The 16,746-nt window shown below is 69.9% G+C and carries 14 protein-coding genes, 2 tRNA genes and 1 pseudogene; 6 read left to right on the forward strand and 11 right to left on the reverse strand.

The window, feature by feature from the left end; all coding sequences use genetic code 11:
- Window positions 1-101: 101 nt before the first annotated feature.
- Window positions 102-1,127 (forward strand): annotated as a pseudogene (locus G6024_RS09470) (benzoate/H(+) symporter BenE family transporter); the annotation flags it as partial.
- 161 nt (window positions 1,128-1,288) lie between these two features.
- Here G6024_RS09470 and clpX read toward each other — a convergent pair.
- The 5 genes from clpX to G6024_RS09495 form a co-directional block, all read right to left on the reverse strand.
- Window positions 1,289-2,557 (reverse strand): ATP-dependent Clp protease ATP-binding subunit ClpX, encoded by a 1,269-nt coding sequence (gene clpX / locus G6024_RS09475; protein ID WP_159148570.1) that lies wholly within the window; start codon window positions 2,555-2,557, stop codon window positions 1,289-1,291.
- 146 nt (window positions 2,558-2,703) lie between these two features.
- Window positions 2,704-3,327 carry an ATP-dependent Clp protease proteolytic subunit gene (locus G6024_RS09480; RefSeq protein ID WP_119192402.1) on the reverse strand — a complete coding sequence of 208 codons (624 nt, stop codon included), beginning with the start codon at window positions 3,325-3,327 and terminating at the stop codon, window positions 2,704-2,706.
- A 68-nt stretch (window positions 3,328-3,395) separates the two neighbouring features.
- Complete coding sequence (locus G6024_RS09485) at window positions 3,396-4,058, reverse strand: ATP-dependent Clp protease proteolytic subunit (RefSeq protein ID WP_096905796.1); 663 nt, start codon at window positions 4,056-4,058, stop codon at window positions 3,396-3,398.
- A 209-nt stretch (window positions 4,059-4,267) separates the two neighbouring features.
- Complete coding sequence (gene tig / locus G6024_RS09490) at window positions 4,268-5,680, reverse strand: trigger factor (protein WP_159148571.1); 1,413 nt, start codon at window positions 5,678-5,680, stop codon at window positions 4,268-4,270.
- 50 nt (window positions 5,681-5,730) lie between these two features.
- A tRNA-Pro gene (locus tag G6024_RS09495) sits at window positions 5,731-5,807 on the reverse strand.
- 200 nt (window positions 5,808-6,007) lie between these two features.
- On the opposite strand from G6024_RS09495, the gene G6024_RS09500 reads away from it, so the two are divergent.
- Window positions 6,008-6,081: transfer RNA gene (locus G6024_RS09500), tRNA-Gly, on the forward strand.
- Here G6024_RS09500 and G6024_RS09505 read toward each other — a convergent pair.
- The 4 genes from G6024_RS09505 to G6024_RS09520 form a co-directional block, all read right to left on the reverse strand.
- Window positions 6,050-7,102: an alpha/beta fold hydrolase gene (locus tag G6024_RS09505; protein ID WP_082924104.1), complete on the reverse strand. Its 1,053-nt coding sequence runs from the start codon at window positions 7,100-7,102 to the stop codon at window positions 6,050-6,052. The genes G6024_RS09500 and G6024_RS09505 overlap by 32 nt on opposite strands.
- A gap of 151 nt (window positions 7,103-7,253) precedes the next feature.
- Window positions 7,254-8,081: an Fpg/Nei family DNA glycosylase gene (locus G6024_RS09510; protein ID WP_067719779.1), complete on the reverse strand. Its 828-nt coding sequence runs from the start codon at window positions 8,079-8,081 to the stop codon at window positions 7,254-7,256.
- A 6-nt stretch (window positions 8,082-8,087) separates the two neighbouring features.
- Entirely contained in the window at window positions 8,088-8,561 is a 474-nt protein-coding gene (locus G6024_RS09515) for a ribose-5-phosphate isomerase (protein WP_067719781.1), read from the reverse strand.
- 89 nt (window positions 8,562-8,650) lie between these two features.
- Window positions 8,651-9,277, reverse strand: a complete 627-nt coding sequence (locus tag G6024_RS09520) for a mycothiol-dependent nitroreductase Rv2466c family protein (RefSeq protein WP_159148572.1) — start codon at window positions 9,275-9,277, stop codon at window positions 8,651-8,653.
- A gap of 114 nt (window positions 9,278-9,391) precedes the next feature.
- On the opposite strand from G6024_RS09520, the gene pepN reads away from it, so the two are divergent.
- On the forward strand, window positions 9,392-12,010 hold the full coding sequence (pepN, locus tag G6024_RS09525; protein WP_159148573.1) for an aminopeptidase N: 2,619 nt from the start codon (window positions 9,392-9,394) through the stop codon (window positions 12,008-12,010).
- 33 nt (window positions 12,011-12,043) lie between these two features.
- Here the strand turns inward: pepN and G6024_RS09530 are convergent, their stop codons facing one another.
- Window positions 12,044-12,655, reverse strand: a complete 612-nt coding sequence (locus G6024_RS09530) for an HNH endonuclease (RefSeq protein WP_119192398.1) — start codon at window positions 12,653-12,655, stop codon at window positions 12,044-12,046.
- Window positions 12,656-12,938: 283 nt separating this feature from the next.
- Here G6024_RS09530 and G6024_RS09535 point away from each other — a divergent pair, with 283 nt between their 5' ends.
- Genes G6024_RS09535 through G6024_RS09545 form a run of 3 tightly spaced genes read left to right on the forward strand, consistent with a single transcriptional unit; the run spans window position 12,939 to window position 15,678 of the window.
- Window positions 12,939-13,334, forward strand: coding sequence for a globin (locus G6024_RS09535; RefSeq protein ID WP_082924117.1), 396 nt, complete (start codon window positions 12,939-12,941; stop codon window positions 13,332-13,334).
- A 35-nt stretch (window positions 13,335-13,369) separates the two neighbouring features.
- Window positions 13,370-14,923 (forward strand): glycoside hydrolase family 13 protein, encoded by a 1,554-nt coding sequence (locus tag G6024_RS09540; protein WP_159148574.1) that lies wholly within the window; start codon window positions 13,370-13,372, stop codon window positions 14,921-14,923.
- Window positions 14,924-14,934: 11 nt separating this feature from the next.
- The gene (locus tag G6024_RS09545; RefSeq protein ID WP_159148576.1) at window positions 14,935-15,678 is read left to right on the forward strand and encodes an SDR family NAD(P)-dependent oxidoreductase; all 744 of its coding nucleotides are present in this window, start codon (window positions 14,935-14,937) and stop codon (window positions 15,676-15,678) included.
- Here the strand turns inward: G6024_RS09545 and G6024_RS09550 are convergent.
- Window positions 15,675-16,746: site-specific DNA-methyltransferase (locus tag G6024_RS09550; protein ID WP_159148575.1), on the reverse strand; the 1,072-nt coding region annotated here is incomplete at its 5' end. The two genes, G6024_RS09545 and G6024_RS09550, sit on opposite strands and share 4 nt — an antisense overlap.

A 16,746-nucleotide genomic window follows, 5' to 3' on the forward strand; every position in this document is an offset into this window, starting at 1 on the left:
GCGGCCGCCGACGCGATTCCGCCCCGGTGGCGCGCCCCTCGCCCCGCCGGGTCCTCGCCGACCTCGGCCCCCGCGAGTTCGCCAACGCGCTGATCGCGCTCGTGTTCTCTGCGACCGGCCCCGTCGCCGTCATCCTCGCCGCCGGCGGGCAGGGCGACCTGTCCCCCGCACAGTTGTCCTCGTGGATCTTCGGCGTGTTCTTCGCCAACGGACTGCTCACCATCCTCATGAGCTGGGTCTACCGCACGCCGCTGGCGTTTTTCTGGACCATCCCGGGCACCGTGATCGTCGGCAACTCGCTCGGGCACCTGCGGTGGTCGGAGGTCCTGGGGGCCTACGTCGTGACCGGGGTGCTGATCCTGCTGGTCGGGCTGACCGGCCTGGCCCGCCGGCTCATGGACTGGATCCCCATGCCGATCATCATGGCGATGGTCGCCGGGGTGTTCCTCCGGTTCGGGCTGGGACTGGTCGAGGCCGTGTGGGCCTCCGTCGCGGTGGCCCTACCGATGGCGATCGCGTTCCTCGTCGTCGGCGCCGTCCCCCGCCTGGCCAGGGTGGTACCGCCCATCCTGGCCGCGATGGTCGTGGGGATCGTCGCCGTGGTCCTGTCCGGCGGGTTGTCACGAGGCATCCTCGACGACGGGCTGATCGCCGCCCCCATGCTGCAGGCCCCGGAGTTCACCCTCCGGGCGATCGCCGAGCTGGTCGTGCCACTGGCCATCACCGTCCTCGTGGTGCAGAACGGTCAGGGCATCGCGGTCCTGCGCGCGAAGGGCCACCACCCCCCGGTCTCGGCGTGCGCGGTGGCGTGCGGCGTCTGGTCCCTGCTGGTCTCGGCGGTCGGCGCGGTCTCGACGTGCCTGACCGGACCGACGAACGCCCTGCTCGTCTCCTCCGGTGAGCGCGACCGCCATTACGCCGCCGCGATCGCCAACGGCGGCCTGGCCCTGGTGGTCGGCGTCTTCTCCCCGGCCTTCGTCGGGCTCATCCTCGGCACGCCCGCAGCGTTCATCGCGGCCCTGGGCGTGTTGGCGATGCTCGCGCCGCTGCAGTCGGCGTTCGTCACCGCGTTCCGGACCGACCGGGCACTCGGACCGCTCGTGTGCCTGCTCGTCACCGTCGCGGACGTGTCGTTGCTCGGGATCTCGGCGCCGTTCTGGGGCATCGTGCTGGGGATGGCCGTCCAGGCTGCTGGAGCGGCGGGCCGCGGCCTGACCCGGCGCCCGCCCGGGCCGGAGACGACGGAAGGCCCCCGCCGAGTGGCGGGGGCCTTCTCACGGGTCCGGTATCAGGCGGAACGCTCGCGCAGCTCCTCGTCGGAGAAGGGGACGATCGTCGGCAGGACGTTGTCGCAGACCGTCTCACCGGTGACCACGACGCGGGCGACGTCATCGCGCCCGGGGATGTCGTACATGACCGGCAGGAGGACCTCCTCCATGATGGCGCGCAGGCCACGGGCACCGGTCCCCCGCAGGATCGCCTGGTCGGCCACGGCCTCGAGCGCGTCCTCGGTGAACTCCAGCTCGACACCGTCCATCTCGAACAGCCGGGCGTACTGCTTGACCAGTGCGTTCTTGGGCTCGGAGAGGATGTTGACCAGGGCCTCGCGGTCCAGGCTCGTCACGGTCGCCACGACGGGCAGGCGGCCGATGAACTCGGGGATCAACCCGTACTTCACCAGGTCCTCCGGCATGACCTCGCTGAAGTTGTCGGTCGTGTCGAGGTCCTTCTTGCTGGCGACCTCGGACCCGAAACCCATCCCCTTGCGACCCACGCGGTCGCCGACGATCTTCTCCAGGCCCTGGAAGGCACCGGCCACGATGAACAACACGTTGGACGTGTCGATCTGGATGAACTCCTGGTGCGGGTGCTTGCGGCCGCCCTGCGGCGGCACCGACGCCTGCGTGCCCTCGAGGATCTTCAGCAGCGCCTGCTGGACGCCCTCACCGGAGACGTCCCGGGTGATCGACGGGTTCTCGGCCTTGCGGGCGATCTTGTCGACCTCGTCGATGTAGATGATGCCCATCTCGGCACGCTTGGTGTCGAAGTCCGCGGCCTGGATGAGCTTGAGGAGGATGTTCTCCACGTCCTCGCCCACGTACCCGGCCTCGGTCAACGCGGTGGCATCCGCGATCGCGAAGGGCACGTTGAGCATCTTGGCCAACGTCTGGGCGAGGTACGTCTTGCCACAGCCGGTGGGTCCCAGCATGAGGATGTTGGACTTGGCCAACTCGACACCGTCGCCGCGGCCGAGGGAGGCCCCCACCCGGATGCGCTTGTAGTGGTTGTAGACGGCCACCGCCAGGTTCCGCTTGGCGGCGTCCTGCCCCACCACGTATTCGTCCAGGAACGCGTGGATCTCGGACGGCTTGGGCAGCGTGTCCGGACCCGTCTCCTGCGCATCGTCGACCTCGGACTCGATGATCTCGTTGCACAGCTCGATGCACTCGTCGCAGATGTAGACGCCGGGACCGGCGATCAGCTTCTTGACCTGCTTCTGGCTCTTCCCACAGAAGGAACACTTCAACAGGTCGCCGCTCTCACCTACACGCGCCATGAGTTCTACGTCCTCGCATTCCGGGGGCGCCGATGTCACGCCCCGTAGTCGACGGTACGCGGTGACGGCCGTAAAGCCGACCCCGCGTGATCAGTTCATTGCACCCGACGGCGCACCGCTACCCCCAGCGGCGCGCCGCCGTCGGCTCAGTTGCTCGTCGACAGTTTGCGGTAGTCGAACACGGTGTCGATGATGCCGTAGTCCTTGGCCTCCGCGGCCGTGAGGATCTTGTCGCGATCGGTGTCCTTGCGGACCTGATCGGCGGTGCGCCCGGTGTGCTGGGCCAGCGTGGTCTCCATGAGGCGACGCATCCGCTCGATCTCCGCGGCCTGGATCTCGAGGTCGGAGACCTGGCCCTGGATGCCGCCGGTGGCCGGCTGGTGGATGAGCACGCGGGCGTTGGGCAGCGCGGCCCGCTTCCCCTTGGTGCCCGCCGCGAGCAGGACCGCGGCGGCCGACGCGGCCTGGCCGAGGCAGACCGTCACGATGTCCGGCCGCACGTACTGCATGGTGTCGTAGATCGCCATGAGCGAGGTGAACGAGCCACCCGGCGAGTTGATGTACATGGTGATGTCGCGGTCCGGGTCCTGACCCTCCAGGACCAGCAGCTGGGCCATGATGTCGTTCGCCGAGGCGTCGTCGACCTGGGTGCCCAGGAAGATGATGCGCTCCTCGAAGAGCTTGTTGTAGGGGTTGGACTCCTTGACGCCGTAGCTGGAGTGCTCGACGAAGGACGGCAGGATGTATCGGGAGGTCGGCATTGAGGTCATCGGTGACTCCGTGGTGGTGTGCGGGGCTGGGTGGGCTGCGGGAGCGCTCCCGTGGGCGGAGGGCTCGATCACGACGGCGAGGTCCCGCCCGTCTGGGACGCACGCGAGATCACGTGGTCGACGAACCCGTACTCCTTGGCCTCCTCCGCGGAGAACCAGCGGTCACGGTCGGAGTCCTCGGTGACCTGCTCGAACGACTGGCCCGTGTGGAAGGCGATGAGCTCGGCCATCTCACGCTTGGTGGCGGCGTACTGCTCGGCCTGGATGGCGATGTCGGCGGCCGAACCACCGACACCGGCCGACGGCTGGTGCATCATGATCTTCGCGTGCGGCAGGGCGTAGCGCTTGCCCTTGGTGCCCGCGGTCAGCAGAAACTGACCCATCGAGGCGGCCAGGCCCATGCCGTAGGTGGCCACGTCGCACTCGACGAACTGCATCGTGTCGTAGATCGCCATGCCGGCCGTCACGGAACCACCGGGCGAGTTGATGTACAGCGCGATGTCGCGGGTGGGGTCCTCCGCCGCGAGCAGCAGGATCTGCGCGCAGAGGCGGTTGGAGATGTCGTCGTCGACCTGGGAGCCCAGGAAGATGATCCGCTCCTGCAGGAGGCGCTCGTACACGGAGTCGCCGAGGGTGAGTCCGTGCGACCCCGGCGAGCTGAGTGCGGGCTGCGTCGAACCGGGCTGAGCCGCTGAACCGTTCTGGGCCACGGGGAACCTACCTTCGCTCATCGTCTTCACCGCTAGCGCGGCGCCCGGCCGACCGGTGGCCGGGGAACCGTTACGTCAAACACTAACCAACACCGACGACGGAACCGTCCCGCCGGGGCGGGTGTTCGCTCTCAGCGTCGGGCCACCAGCATCGTCCGCGGGGGCCACGACGACAGGGCCGGGGCCGCGTGGTGCGGTCCCGGCCCTGTCGGGGGTCGATCAGGGGACGATCAGGCGTCGGAGTCCTTCTCGTCCGCTGCCGTCTCGTCGGCGTCGGACGCGGTCGCCTCGGCGTCATCGGCGGAGTCGGCGGAGTCGGCCTCGACGGTGCCGAAGAACTCGCTGGTGTCGACGACGTTGCCCTCGGTGTCCTTGACAGTGACCTTGCCGATCACGTCGGCCAGAGCCTTGGACCGGCGGACGTCGGAGAACAGCGAGCCGAGCTGACCGGCCTGCTGGATCTGCTGCACGAACTGGTTGGGGTCCATGCCGTAGCGCTGGGCCTGGAACAGGATGTGCTGGGTGAGCTCTTCCTGCGAGACATCGGTCGAGTTCTGCTCGGCGACGGCATCCAGCAGCAGCTGGCTGCGGATGGCGCGGGCGGCACCCTCACGGGTCTCGGCCTCGAAGGTCTCGCGGTCGGTGCCCTCGGCGGCCAGCGCCTGGTCCAGGATGGACGCGTCGCCACCGAACTGGTCGATGAGCTGGTGCATCTGGGCGTGGGCCTCGGACTCGACGACCGCCTCCGGGGTGGGGACGTCGGTGGCCTCCATCAGCGCGTCGAGGACCTTGTCGCGGATCTCGCCCGCCAGGCCGGCCTTGGCCTGCTGCGCGACCTTCTCGGTCAGATCGGCCTTGAGCTCGTCGAGGGTGTCGAACTCGCTGGCCATCTGCGCGAACTCGTCGTCGGCCTCGGGCAGCTCGCGCTCCTTGACGGACTGAACGGTGACGGTGATGACCGCCTCCTTGCCGGCGTGGTCACCGGCGACGAGCGAGGAGGTGAACTCCTTGGACTCGCCGGCCTTGAGACCCGCCGCCGCGTCGTCCAGGCCCTCGACGAGGGTGCCCGAGCCGAGCTCGTAGGACAGTCCCTCGGTGGAGGCTTCGTCGACGGGCTCGCCGTCGACGGTCGCGGCCAGGTCCACCGAGAGGAAGTCGCCCGTGGTGGCGCCGCGCTCGACGCCCTTGAGGGTGCCGAAGCGGGCTCGCAGGTTGTCCAGCTCCGCGTCGACGGCGGCCTCGTCGGTCTCGGGGGCCTCGACGGTGACCTCGAGGTCCTCGAAGGTCGGCAGGGTGATCTCCGGGCGGATGTCGACCTCGGCGGTGAACTCGACGACGTCGTTGTCCTCCAGCTTGGTCACCTCGATCTCGGGTTGGGCCAGCACGACGAGCTCGTGCTCGTCGACGGCCTGGCTGTAGCGCGACGGGATCATGTCGTTGATGACCTGCTCGAGGACCGCCGGGCGACCGATCCGCGACTCGAGGAGCTTGGCCGGGGCCTTACCCGGGCGGAAGCCCGGGATGTTGACCTGGCCGGCGAGCGACTTGTAGGCCTTGGCGAAATCCGGCTCGAGCTCCGCGAACGGCACCTCCACGGTGATCTTGACCCGGGTCGGGTTGAGCTGCTCGACAGTGCTCTTCACGGTGATGTTCTCCTAGGAAGTCATGTGGGGTTCGTGTCTTTCGGCTCCGCTGGTCGGGATGACAGGATTCGAACCTGCGACCCTCCGCTCCCAAAGCGGATGCGCTACCAAGCTGCGCCACATCCCGGTGAGTCGCGCGGCCGACCATCCCGCGATCATGCACAGGACATCCGCCGGGCCGCAAACCAACTCGCCCAGTGTACGACAGGGCCATCCGCCCGCCGATTCCGACTTGTCGGGCCGGGAGTTGGGAGCGCCGCCAGGGTCCGGTAGTGTTGTCCGGGCGTGAGCGTGACCGTGGATGAAACGCCAGGTCAGGCTGCCGACGCGGGTGTAGCTTAATGGTAAAGCCCCTGCCTTCCAAGCAGGCTACGCGGGTTCGATTCCCGTCACCCGCTCCACAGATCCCGCGGGAATCGCCCCGCTACCGTCGATCCGTCGCCAGTATTCGAGAAGCTGGGCACCGATCGCCTCCTTTTCCTGCATGGGCAGTGAGTGGGTCGCATCCGGCCAGAGCGTGACGTCAGCTTCCGGCCGGAGACGGCGGAGGCGGTCCACCGCCTTCTGTCCACCCGCGAGAGACGACGTCCCGGCGATATCAGCGCGCACCGGCATGGGCAGCTGACGCCATTCGTCGTCCGTGAGAGTGCGAGGCACGGGCAGAGCCGGACTGAAGTGCTTCGAGGCCGTCGCGATCAGGTCGGCGAGCGCGGAGCCCCGGCGTGTCTCCTCGACGGTGGTGCCCCCCAGTCGGGCGAGAGCGATCGCCTGCCATCCGGCGGGCAACGGCATCTGCGCCATCGTCGCCCAGAGAAAGGCGCCGACGGGAAGACGATCGATCACCATGACCGGTTCGATCACGGTCAACGAGGCGAGCTGCTCGGGACTGGCCATCGCGTGGGCGCACGCACTGGCCCCGCCAAAGCTGTGTCCGACGACGTGCACCTTGTCCAGTCCAAGGGTGGAGACGACCTGGGCGATCCACTCGCCCTGCTGCTCGAAGCGCAGGAGCGGGACGGTCTGCGCGGAGAATCCCGCATCGCCGAGCGGGTCGACCGCCAGGAAGCTCCTCTGGCCGATCCACTCCTCGAGGTTCTCCTGCCACATGACGGCACCCGACCGCATGCCGGGGAGAAGGAGCACGGGTGTCCCCCCACCCTCGACCCGCCACTCGAGCGCGCGCACGGTCCCGAACTCGGTGGCGATCTCATGCACCACCGGTTTTTCCGGGAGCGCATCGAGGACGAGCCCGTAGAAGGTGGAGTACTCCCGCTTGGACTGTAGGCAGTCCCAGTGGCCCACCGTCTGACGGTGAACGATCGTGTCCCGCAGCTTGTCCACTATCAGCGAGGTCGCGATGGCACCCCCCGCCACTGCGGCGAGCTGCCACTTGAGCCTGGATGTGGCGGTCTCCGACGACACCGATCCTCCTCTGGCCGACGGCGTCCCGGTCGGCCTCTAGAAACCGAATTCACGCCAGACCCTGCCAGCTGTCGTCCCCCGCCGGCTGACAACGCCGGGCCTTCTCGGTGAAATCAGCGACAAATCTCGACGACCCGGATCCCCGTGGCTATCACTCCGCTGCCTGACACGTCGGACACCAGAACAACGTCCTGGCTTCCATGGTCTGCAGGCGGATCTCGTCCCCGCACACCCGGCACGCCCACCCGTCACGTTGGTAGACGTAGTTGCGCGGCCGGTCCGCGCCCCGCCTGGGGACGTCGCCGTGGTCGTGTTCGGGCCGGATCGTCACGATCCCCCCGGTGTCCACACCGACTGCCATCAGCGCCACGAGGTCGTCCCACAGGGCGTGGAACTCAGCGCGTCCCAACTCCACACCCGGCCGGAACGGGTCGAGGCCGGCCCGGAACAGCACCTCGGCGCGGTAGACGTTGCCCACCCCGGCCAGCACCTTCTGGTCCATCAGCAGCGCGCCGATGGTGCGCGAACTGCGGGAGATCCGCGCCCACGCCCGATCGGGGTCGGCGCCCGGGTCCAGGGGGTCCGGACCCAGACGCGCGTGCACCTCGGCCACGCCCTTCTCGTCGATGACCTCGCACCGGGTGGGCCCGCGCAGGTCGATGACGTGGGCGGGGCCGTCGCCGCGCGCGTCGCTCACGCGCATCCGCACCTGGCCGACCGGCGCGGGCGGCTCGTGGCCGTCGAGCACCAGGTGGGTGTTGAAGAATCCGTAGAGGCCCAGGTGGATGTGGACGGCCAGGCCGCCCTCGTAGTGGTGGAAGAGGTGCTTACCGACGGCCGTGGCGTGGTCGAAGTGCCGACCGTCGACGCTGACGTGGTCGGCGAACCGCCCCTGCGGGCTGGACACACGAACGGGCCCGCCTGCGAAGTACTCGGTGTGCAGGCGGGCCAGCCGGTGAAGGGTGTGCCCTTCAGGCACGGGGACTCAGGCGCCGGGGACGGGCGGGGCCTCGTGGGTGCGCTCGTACTCGGCGAGGATGTCGATGCGCCGCTGATGACGCTCGACCCCCGACCACTCCTGGTCGAGGAAGGCGTCGACGATCGCGAGCGCCTCCTCCTCCGAGTGCATGCGGCCCCCGATGCCGATGAGCTGGGCGTTGTTGTGCTCACGCGCCAGCCGCGCGGTCTCGACGCTCCACGCCAGGGCGCAGCGGGCGCCGGGGACCTTGTTGGCCGCGATCTGCTCGCCGTTGCCGGAGCCGCCGAGCACGATCCCGAGGCTGCCCGGGTCCGCGACGACCTTGGCTGCCGCGTCGATGCAGAAGGCCGGGTAGTCGTCCTCGGCGTCGTAGGTGTGGGCGCCGCAGTCGACCACCTCGTGCCCGGAGGCCTTCAGGTGCTCGGCGATGGCGTTCTTGGTCTCGAAGCCGGCGTGGTCCGCCCCCAGGTAGATGCGCATGACGAAGATTCTGCCACGCGACTCCACGGATCCCCACGGCAGGCGAGGCCGGGCGAGAGCCGCCCAGCCGACCACAGCCGCGCGCGATCTCAGTCGAACTGCGGGTCCTCGGTACGGCTTCGCTTGAGCTCGAAGAAGTACGGGTAATCGGCGAGCATGGCGGCGCCGTCGAAGACCTTGCCGGCGTCCTCGCCTCGCGGGATGCGGGTGAGGACGGGACCGAAGAACGCGGTGCCGTCGACGTGGAGGACCGGGGTCCCGACCTCGTCGCCCACCGGGTCCATGCCACGGTGGTGGGAGGCGCGCAGCTCGTCGTCGTACTCGTCGGTCCCCGCGGCGGCGGCGAGGTCGGCGTCCAGGCCTGCAGCCTGGAGCGCCTCGGTGATCACGGTGGGGTCCTCGATGCCGCGGCCCTGGTCGTGGATGCGGGTGCCCAACTCGGTGTACAGCGTCCCGAGGACCTCCGGACCGTGGAGCTTCGCCGCGGCGATGGCCACGCGTACCGGCCCCCAGCCGCGCTGCATCAGTGCCGTGTAGTCCTCGGGCAGGTCGCGGCCCTCGTTGAGCACGGACAGGCTCATGACGTTCCACGTCAGAGAGATGTCGCGGACCTTCTCCACCTCGAGGATCCAGCGGCTGGTGACCCACGCGAACGGACACAGCGGGTCGAACCAGAAGTCGACGGAGCGGGTGGCGGACCGGGTAGGTGATGTCATGACTCCATCCTCCCCGTCTCCGGCGGCCGCCGCCACTGCGGCCGCCTCGGCTCCCCGCCGGGTGGTAGGACTGGTGCGGTAGCCGAACCCCCCACCGAACCGAGGTCCTCACCGATGCGCTCGCTCAACCTCACCCGCGCCGACGCCGCCGCCCGGTCGGAACTGCTCGCCGTCGAGTCGTACGACGTGGAGATCGATCTCACCGACGGCCACGGCAGTCCCGGGACCGACACCTTCCGTTCGCGCACCGTGGTGCGGTTCTCCTGCTCGCGTCCGGGTGCGGAGACCTTCATCGACCTCCGCGCGGCCGTGATCCGGTCGGTAACCCTGAACGGCCGGGAACTGTTCCCGGCCCCCGGCGACGAGCGGTACGACGACGAGCAGTACGACGACGAGGACGGCATCACCCTGCCCGACCTGCAGGCGACGAATGAGCTGATCGTGGACGCCGATCTGGCGTACACCACCACCGGCGAGGGCCTGCACCGGATGGTCGACCCGGCCGACGGGGAGGTCTATCTCTACTCGCAGTTCGAGACGGCGGACGCCAAGCGCGTGTTCGCCTGCTTCGACCAGCCCGACCTCAAGGCCCGCTACACCCTGACGGTGACCGCGCCCGAGCAGTGGGTGGTGGTGGCCAACACCCCGGCCGAGGAGTCCCCGGCCCCCGGCGGTGGCGTGGTGCACCGCTTCGCCACCACCGAGATCATGTCGACGTACCTGGTCGCCCTCATCGCGGGCCCGTACCACGTGGTGGAGGACGCCTACACCGACGAGCACGGCACCATCCCTCTACGCTTGCTGTGCCGGGCGTCGCTGGCGGAGTTCCTCGACTCGGAACGCCTGTTCGCCGAGACCAAGGAGGGCTTCGGCTTCTACCACCGTGAGTTCGGCCTGCCGTACGCGTTCGGCAAGTACGACCAGATCTTCGTCCCAGAGTTCAACGCCGGTGCCATGGAGAACGCCGGTGCCGTGACGTTCCTCGAGGACTACGTCTTCCGCTCCCGGGCCACCGGCTACCGCTACGAACGGCGCAACGAGACGATCCTGCACGAGATGGCCCACATGTGGTTCGGCGATCTGGTGACCATGTTCTGGTGGGACGACCTGTGGCTCAACGAATCCTTCGCCACGTTCGCCTCGGTGCTGGCCCAGGTCGATGCGACGCAGTACACGGACGCCTGGACGACCTTCGCGATCGTGGAGAAGTCGTGGGCGTACCGCCAGGACCAGCTGCCCTCCACACACCCCGTCGCCGCGGACATGACCGACCTGGAGACGGTGGAGACGAACTTCGACGGGATCACCTACGCCAAGGGCGCCTCGGTGCTCAAGCAGCTCGTGGCCTATGTCGGTCGCGAGCCGTTCCTGGCCGGTCTGCGCGCGTACTTCGCCGAACACGCCTTCGGCAACGCCCGGTTCGACGACCTGCTCTCCGCACTGGAGACGTCGTCGGGGCGCGACCTGTCGGGCTGGGCCGACCAGTGGCTGCGCACGACCGGCATCAACCCGATCTCCGTCGAGGTCACGACCGGCGGCGATGCCCGCACGATCGATGACCTCACCGTGGTCCAGGGCCCGGCGTCCCCGGGCGCCGGGGAGCTGCGCACCCACCGGCTCGGCGTGGGCCTGTACAGCCGCGACGGGTCCGGTGCGATCGTGCGCACAGAGCGGGCCGAGCTGGACATCTCCGGCGAGCGGACGCCCGTCGCCGCGCTCGCCGGGCAGCCCGTGCCCGATCTGATCCTGCCCAACGACGACGACCTGACCTACTGCTCGGTCCGGCTCGACGAGAGGTCCCTGGCCACCGTCCTGGAGTCGCTCGAGGACGTCGCGGACCCGCTGGCGCGGACGCTGTGCTGGTCCGCGCTGTGGGAGATGACACGGGAGGGGCGCCTGCCGGCCCGCCGGTTCGTCGAGGTCGTGGCCCGGGCCGTGCCGCGTGAGTCCCACATCGGCGTGGTGCAGAGGGTGCTCACCCAGGCCCAGACCGCGCTGGCGCGCTACGCCGACCCGGACTGGGCCGCCGCCACCGGCTGGAAGACGTTCTCCGCGGCCATGCTCACCGCGGCCCGCGACGCCGAGGCGGGGTCCGATCACCAGCTGGCGTTCCTCACCGCCCTGTGCGCCTGCCCCATCGGTGTCGATCAGGGGCGCGTGCTCGCCACGCTCCTCGACGCCGGAGCCGACGAGGCGGGACTGCCCGGCCTCGTCGTCGACACGGACCTACGCTGGACCGTTCTCACCGCGCTGGTCGCCGCCGGCGCCGCGGACACCGACAGCATCGAGGCGGAACTGGCCACCGACGACACCGCCGGCGGAGCCCGGCGGGCCGCCACCGCGCGTGCCGCCCGCCCCACCGTCGGAGCCAAGGAGGAGGCCGAGCAGCTGCTGCTGGAGACCGGTGCCGACGCCCCCACCAACGCGATCGTGCGCGCCACGCTCCTGGGTGTCGACCTGCCCGGTCAGGAGCACCTGCTCACCGGCCTCTGCGAGCGCTACCTGGACGACGTCACTGCGCTGTGGAGGGCACGACCCGGCGATCTCGCCCAGACCGTCGCCGAGGGGCTCTTCCCGTCCTGGGCGGTGGACCGCGACACCGTCGAGCGTTTCGAGCAGGTCGTCGCGGACGAGACCCACCCGTCGGCCCTCCGGCGGATCATCGCCGAGCAGACCGCCGACATGGTCCGGGCTCTGGACGCCCGGGCCGTCGACGCGGCCGAGGCCGGCTGACCGGCCGGTCGGCCGGGCGGCCACACCGGTCGGTCAGGCGGCGTCGAGGTAGAGGTAGTCCTCCCAGTGCGGGCCGATCTCCCGCAACTGGGAGACCAACCGCCAGGTCCGGCCCCGCGGCGCGGCGAGGGGCACCCGCAGCTCCCAGCCGAGCTCGGAGAGCAGCTTGTCGGCCTTGCGGTGGTTGCACGGCGCACAGGAGGCCACGCAGTTCTCCCACCCGTGCGCTCCCCCGCGGCTGCGCGGGATGACGTGGTCGACGGTGGTGGCCTTGGCGCTGCAATAGCCGCACCTGTGTCCGTCGCGGTGCATGAGCGCCGCGCGGGTCATGGGGACCTGCGAGCGGTACGGGATCCGGACGTATTCGCGCAGTCGGATCACCGACGGCACGCGGATCGCGGTGTCCACCGAGCGGACCAGGAGCTCGACCGGGTGGTCATGGACCACGTCGGCCTTACCGCCGATCAACATCACCACCGCGCGGCGGGCGGGCAGGGCCGTCAGGGCCTCGTAGCTGGCGTTGAGCAGCAGGACGCGCGGGGCGGAAGACAGCGGGACGTGCCGGTCCGGGACCGGTTCCAGCCGGGAGGGGGATCGTGAACCCCGTTGTCGGTACTCCGTGTTCTCGCGCACTGCAGTGCCCATGGTCGGTCTCCGCTCGTCTGCCCCGAGCCCAGTGCATCAGCCGTGTCCGGGCTCGTCGTGAACCTCGCCTGCCACGATGATGCACCTTCGGTGAACACTTCGTGCGGCTAACGCGTAGCAGAAGGTGGCCGACCCCACCGGTTCGGCCCGGCGGGCGGGCGGATCCGGGTCGCCGTCGCGGGATCTCGTCGTCGTCGTCCCCGGGGGGGTCCGGCCACCACCGCCCACCCGTCACCACCTGCCCAGGGGCCCCACGAGCGCCTGGGCAGGCATGATGGGAGGCATGAGCAGCAGCACCTTTTATGACGAGATCGGTGGAGCGGAGACGTTCCGGAAGATCGTCCACGAGTTCTACCGCCGGGTGGCGGGCGACCCCGTGCTGCGCCCGATGTACCCCGAGGAGGACCTGGGGCCGGCCGAGGACCGCCTGCGGATGTTCCTCGAGCAGTACTGGGGAGGGCCCACCACCTACTCCGAGCAGCGCGGGCACCCGAGGCTGCGGATGCGGCACAACCCGTACGTCGTCGACCGCGCCGCCCACGACGCCTGGCTCACCCACATGCTCGCCGCCGTGGACACGATCGACCGCGAGACGCTGGACGACGAACACCGGGCGGCGCTCGTCGACTACCTCACCCGCGCCGCGGCAATGATGGTCAACTCCGCGGAGATCGGGTGAGGCCTCCCTCCCACGCGACGCGCCGGTGGGAGGACATGGTCCTCTACCAGATCTACCCGCGGTCATTCGCCGACTCCGACGGCGACGGCGTCGGTGACCTGCAGGGCGTGATCGACCGCCTCGACCACCTGGACCATCTGGGCGTCGACGGGGTGTGGTTCTCCCCGATCATGCGCTCCCCCGGCGCCGACCACGGATACGACGTGTCCGACCCGCGGGACGTGGATCCGCTGTTCGGCAGCGTCGACACGCTGCGTGAGCTCCTCGGGCGGCTCCACGCCGCCCGCAAGGTGCTCATCATGGACCTGGTGCCCAATCACACCAGCATCGAGCACCCCTGGTTCGCCGCCGCGGTCGCCGCCGGACCGGGCAGCCCGGAACGCGCGCGCTATCTCTTCCGGGACGGCCGCGGCGAGGACGGCTCCGAACCGCCGAACAACTGGCCGTCGGTGTTCGGCGGACCCGCCTGGACCCGCGTCACCGAGCCCGACGGCACGTCCGGCCAGTGGTACCTCCACCTCTTCGCCCCCGAACAGCCGGACCTGGACTGGACGAATCCCGAGGTCGCCGACGATCTCGAGCGGACCCTGCGGTTCTGGCTGGACCTGGGGGTCGACGGCTTCCGGATCGACGTGGCCCACGGGCTGGCCAAACCCGACGACCTGGCGGATCTACCCGACGACGTGGAGATCGCCCAGCTCGTCGTCGACCCCCGCGACGCGCGCTGGGACCGACCCGGCGTCCACGACATCCACCGACGGATCCGCCGCGTCCTCGACGACTACCCGGGCGCCGCCGCCTTCGGCGAGGTGTGGGTGGGACCGACCGAGCGGTTCGCGCGCTACCTCCGGCCCGACGAGCTGCACTTCGCGTTCCACTTCGCCCTCACCGGCGCCCCGTTCGACGCGCGCGCCCTGCGCGAGGCGATCGACTCCACGCTCGAGGCCGCACGGGTCTCGCGGGCGGCACCCACGTGGGCGCTGTCGAACCACGACGTCGTCCGCGAGGTGACCCGCTACGGCAACGGGGCCGTCGGTACGGCCCGGGCCCGCGCCATGCTCCTGGTGACGCTGGCGCTGCCGGGGATCGCGTTCGTCTACAACGGTGCCGAACTCGGTCTACCCAGCGATTACGCGATCCCCCACGACCGACTCACCGACCCGACCTGGGAGCGCACCGGTCACGCCGAGATGGGCCGTGACCACTGCCGCGTGCCGATCCCGTGGGAGGGCGACCGGCCCCCGTACGGGTTCTCGACCGCCGACGACACCTGGTTGCCGATGCCCGAGGGATGGTCGCACCTCACGGTCGCCGCCCAGCGGGAGGACCCCGACTCCGTGCTGTCGCTGTACCGGTCGGCGATCGGGATCAGGCAGTCCTGGCCGACGGCGGACACGGAAGCGATCGACTGGGAAAGTGAACTTGACGGGTGTCAGGCGTTTCGGCGCGAAGGCGGAGGGATCCTGTGCATGATCAATACATCCCCTCGGACGGTGCCCCTGCCCGACGGCGAGATCCTCCTCGCCTCCGGCCCACTCGACGGGAGGGATCTGCCACCGGACACCGCCGTGTGGCTGCAGGACTCCTGAAGGGCTTCGACGTGCGACTTTCCGACAAGACCGCGATCGTCACCGGCGGTGCCGGCGGGATCGGCCGCGGCATCACCCGTGCGTTCGTCAAGGAGGGCGCCAACGTCCTCGTGGTGGACATCAACGACGACGCCGGGGACGCGCTCGCCGCCGAGCTCGGTGAGCAGGTGGGCTACCTCCACTCGGACATCTCGGTCGAGGCCAACGCCGCATCGATCGTCGCGGCCGCCGTCGAGGCGTTCGGGCACCTCGACGTCCTGGTCAACAACGCCCACGCGTCCCGACAGGCACCACTGCTCGAGACCACCGGCGACATGATGGACCTGTCCTTCTCCACCGGCTTCTACCCGACGTTCTGGCTGATGAAGGCCGCGCACCCGCATCTGGCAAGGCGGGACGGGTCGGTGATCAACTTCGCCTCCGGCGCCGGCATCGACGGCAGCCCCACCCAGGCGTCGTACGCCGCGGCGAAGGAGGCGATCCGCGCGATCAGCCGGGTGGCCGCCAACGAGTGGGCGCGCGACGGGATCAACGTCAACGTCATCTCCCCCCTCGCGCTCACCGAGGGCGTGGAAGCCTACATCGAGGCGAACCCGGGGATCGAGAAGCGGCTCCTGTCCGGCACCCCGATGCGCCGTTTCGGGGATCCCGAGTCCGACATCGGCCGGGTCGCGGTCTTCCTGGCCAGCGACGACGCGTCGTACATGACCGGCCAGACGATGATGGTCGACGGCGGCGGGCTCATGCTCCGCTAACCGTCGTCGGAGCCGACGCGCAACCTCGGCACCAGCACGTCGCGGACCGTCTCGGGGTTGCGTTCGACCACCACCCAGCGCCGGCCCAGTGCACGGGCCGCGACCGCCGTGGTCCCGGACCCGGCGAACAGGTCCACGACCAGTTCGCCGGGGTCGGTGGCCAGTTCGACGACCCGCCGCATCAGCGCTTCCGGCTTGGGGGTGCGGAACCCGTCGACCCCGGCCGCCCTCAGTTCGGCACGCGCGGTGTCCGTCGAGCCGACCTCCTGGGACAGCCAGATGGTCTTGAGCTTCTTGATCCGACCCGCCTCGAACCGGTCCCGTTGGTAGATGTCGACCCGGGGTCCCGAGCGACCCTTCACCGTCCGGCACACCAGGTCGCCGACGCGTTCCCGCGCCCGCTCTCGCGACCACCGCCACACCGCAGGGGTGAGATCGCCGAAGACCGGGAGGATCTCTTCCAGTCCCCCGCCCGGTTCCACCGACACCTCGCCGGTGCCCGGGTCGCCGTACAGCGGGTACGTCATGGTGGGCGTGGTCCGCGGGTTGAAACGCTTGTTGGTGTTGCGCAGCGGTAGGAGCCGGAAGCTGACCCCGTCGACGCCCCGGTGCGGGAAGTCCGCCGGATCGACCGCCGAGGCCACCCCGCCCGCCAGCCGCACGTGCTCGGGGTCACGGGCGTACACCATCAGACGGTCGTGCGAACCGGCGAAGAAGCGGTCCAGTTGCCGTCCCTTGGGGTTGCTCTCCACCGTGAGGTCCGCGATGAACGCGTCGGCGCCGAAGATCTCGTCGAGCAGGCAACGCACCCGGTGGGCTTCGGCGTCGTCGAGGTGTACCCACACGGTTCCGGTCTCGGCGAGCAGGTCGCGGGCCACCACGAGCCGGGTCTCGATGTAGTCGAGCCACTCGTGGCGCGGCATGTTGTCGTGGTAGGCGTCGAACCGGCCCCCGCGGTTGTACGGCGGGTCGAGGTAGACCACCTGCGCGGCGCCGCAGGGCGCGAGGCCGTGCGCGTCCAGCGCGTCGTGGGCCTCGGCGATGCGCGCGCCGTCGCCGACCAGCACG

The sequence above is a fragment of the Dietzia maris genome (genome assembly GCF_014144855.1).
Classification (GTDB): Bacteria; Actinomycetota; Actinomycetes; order Mycobacteriales; family Mycobacteriaceae; genus Dietzia; species Dietzia kunjamensis.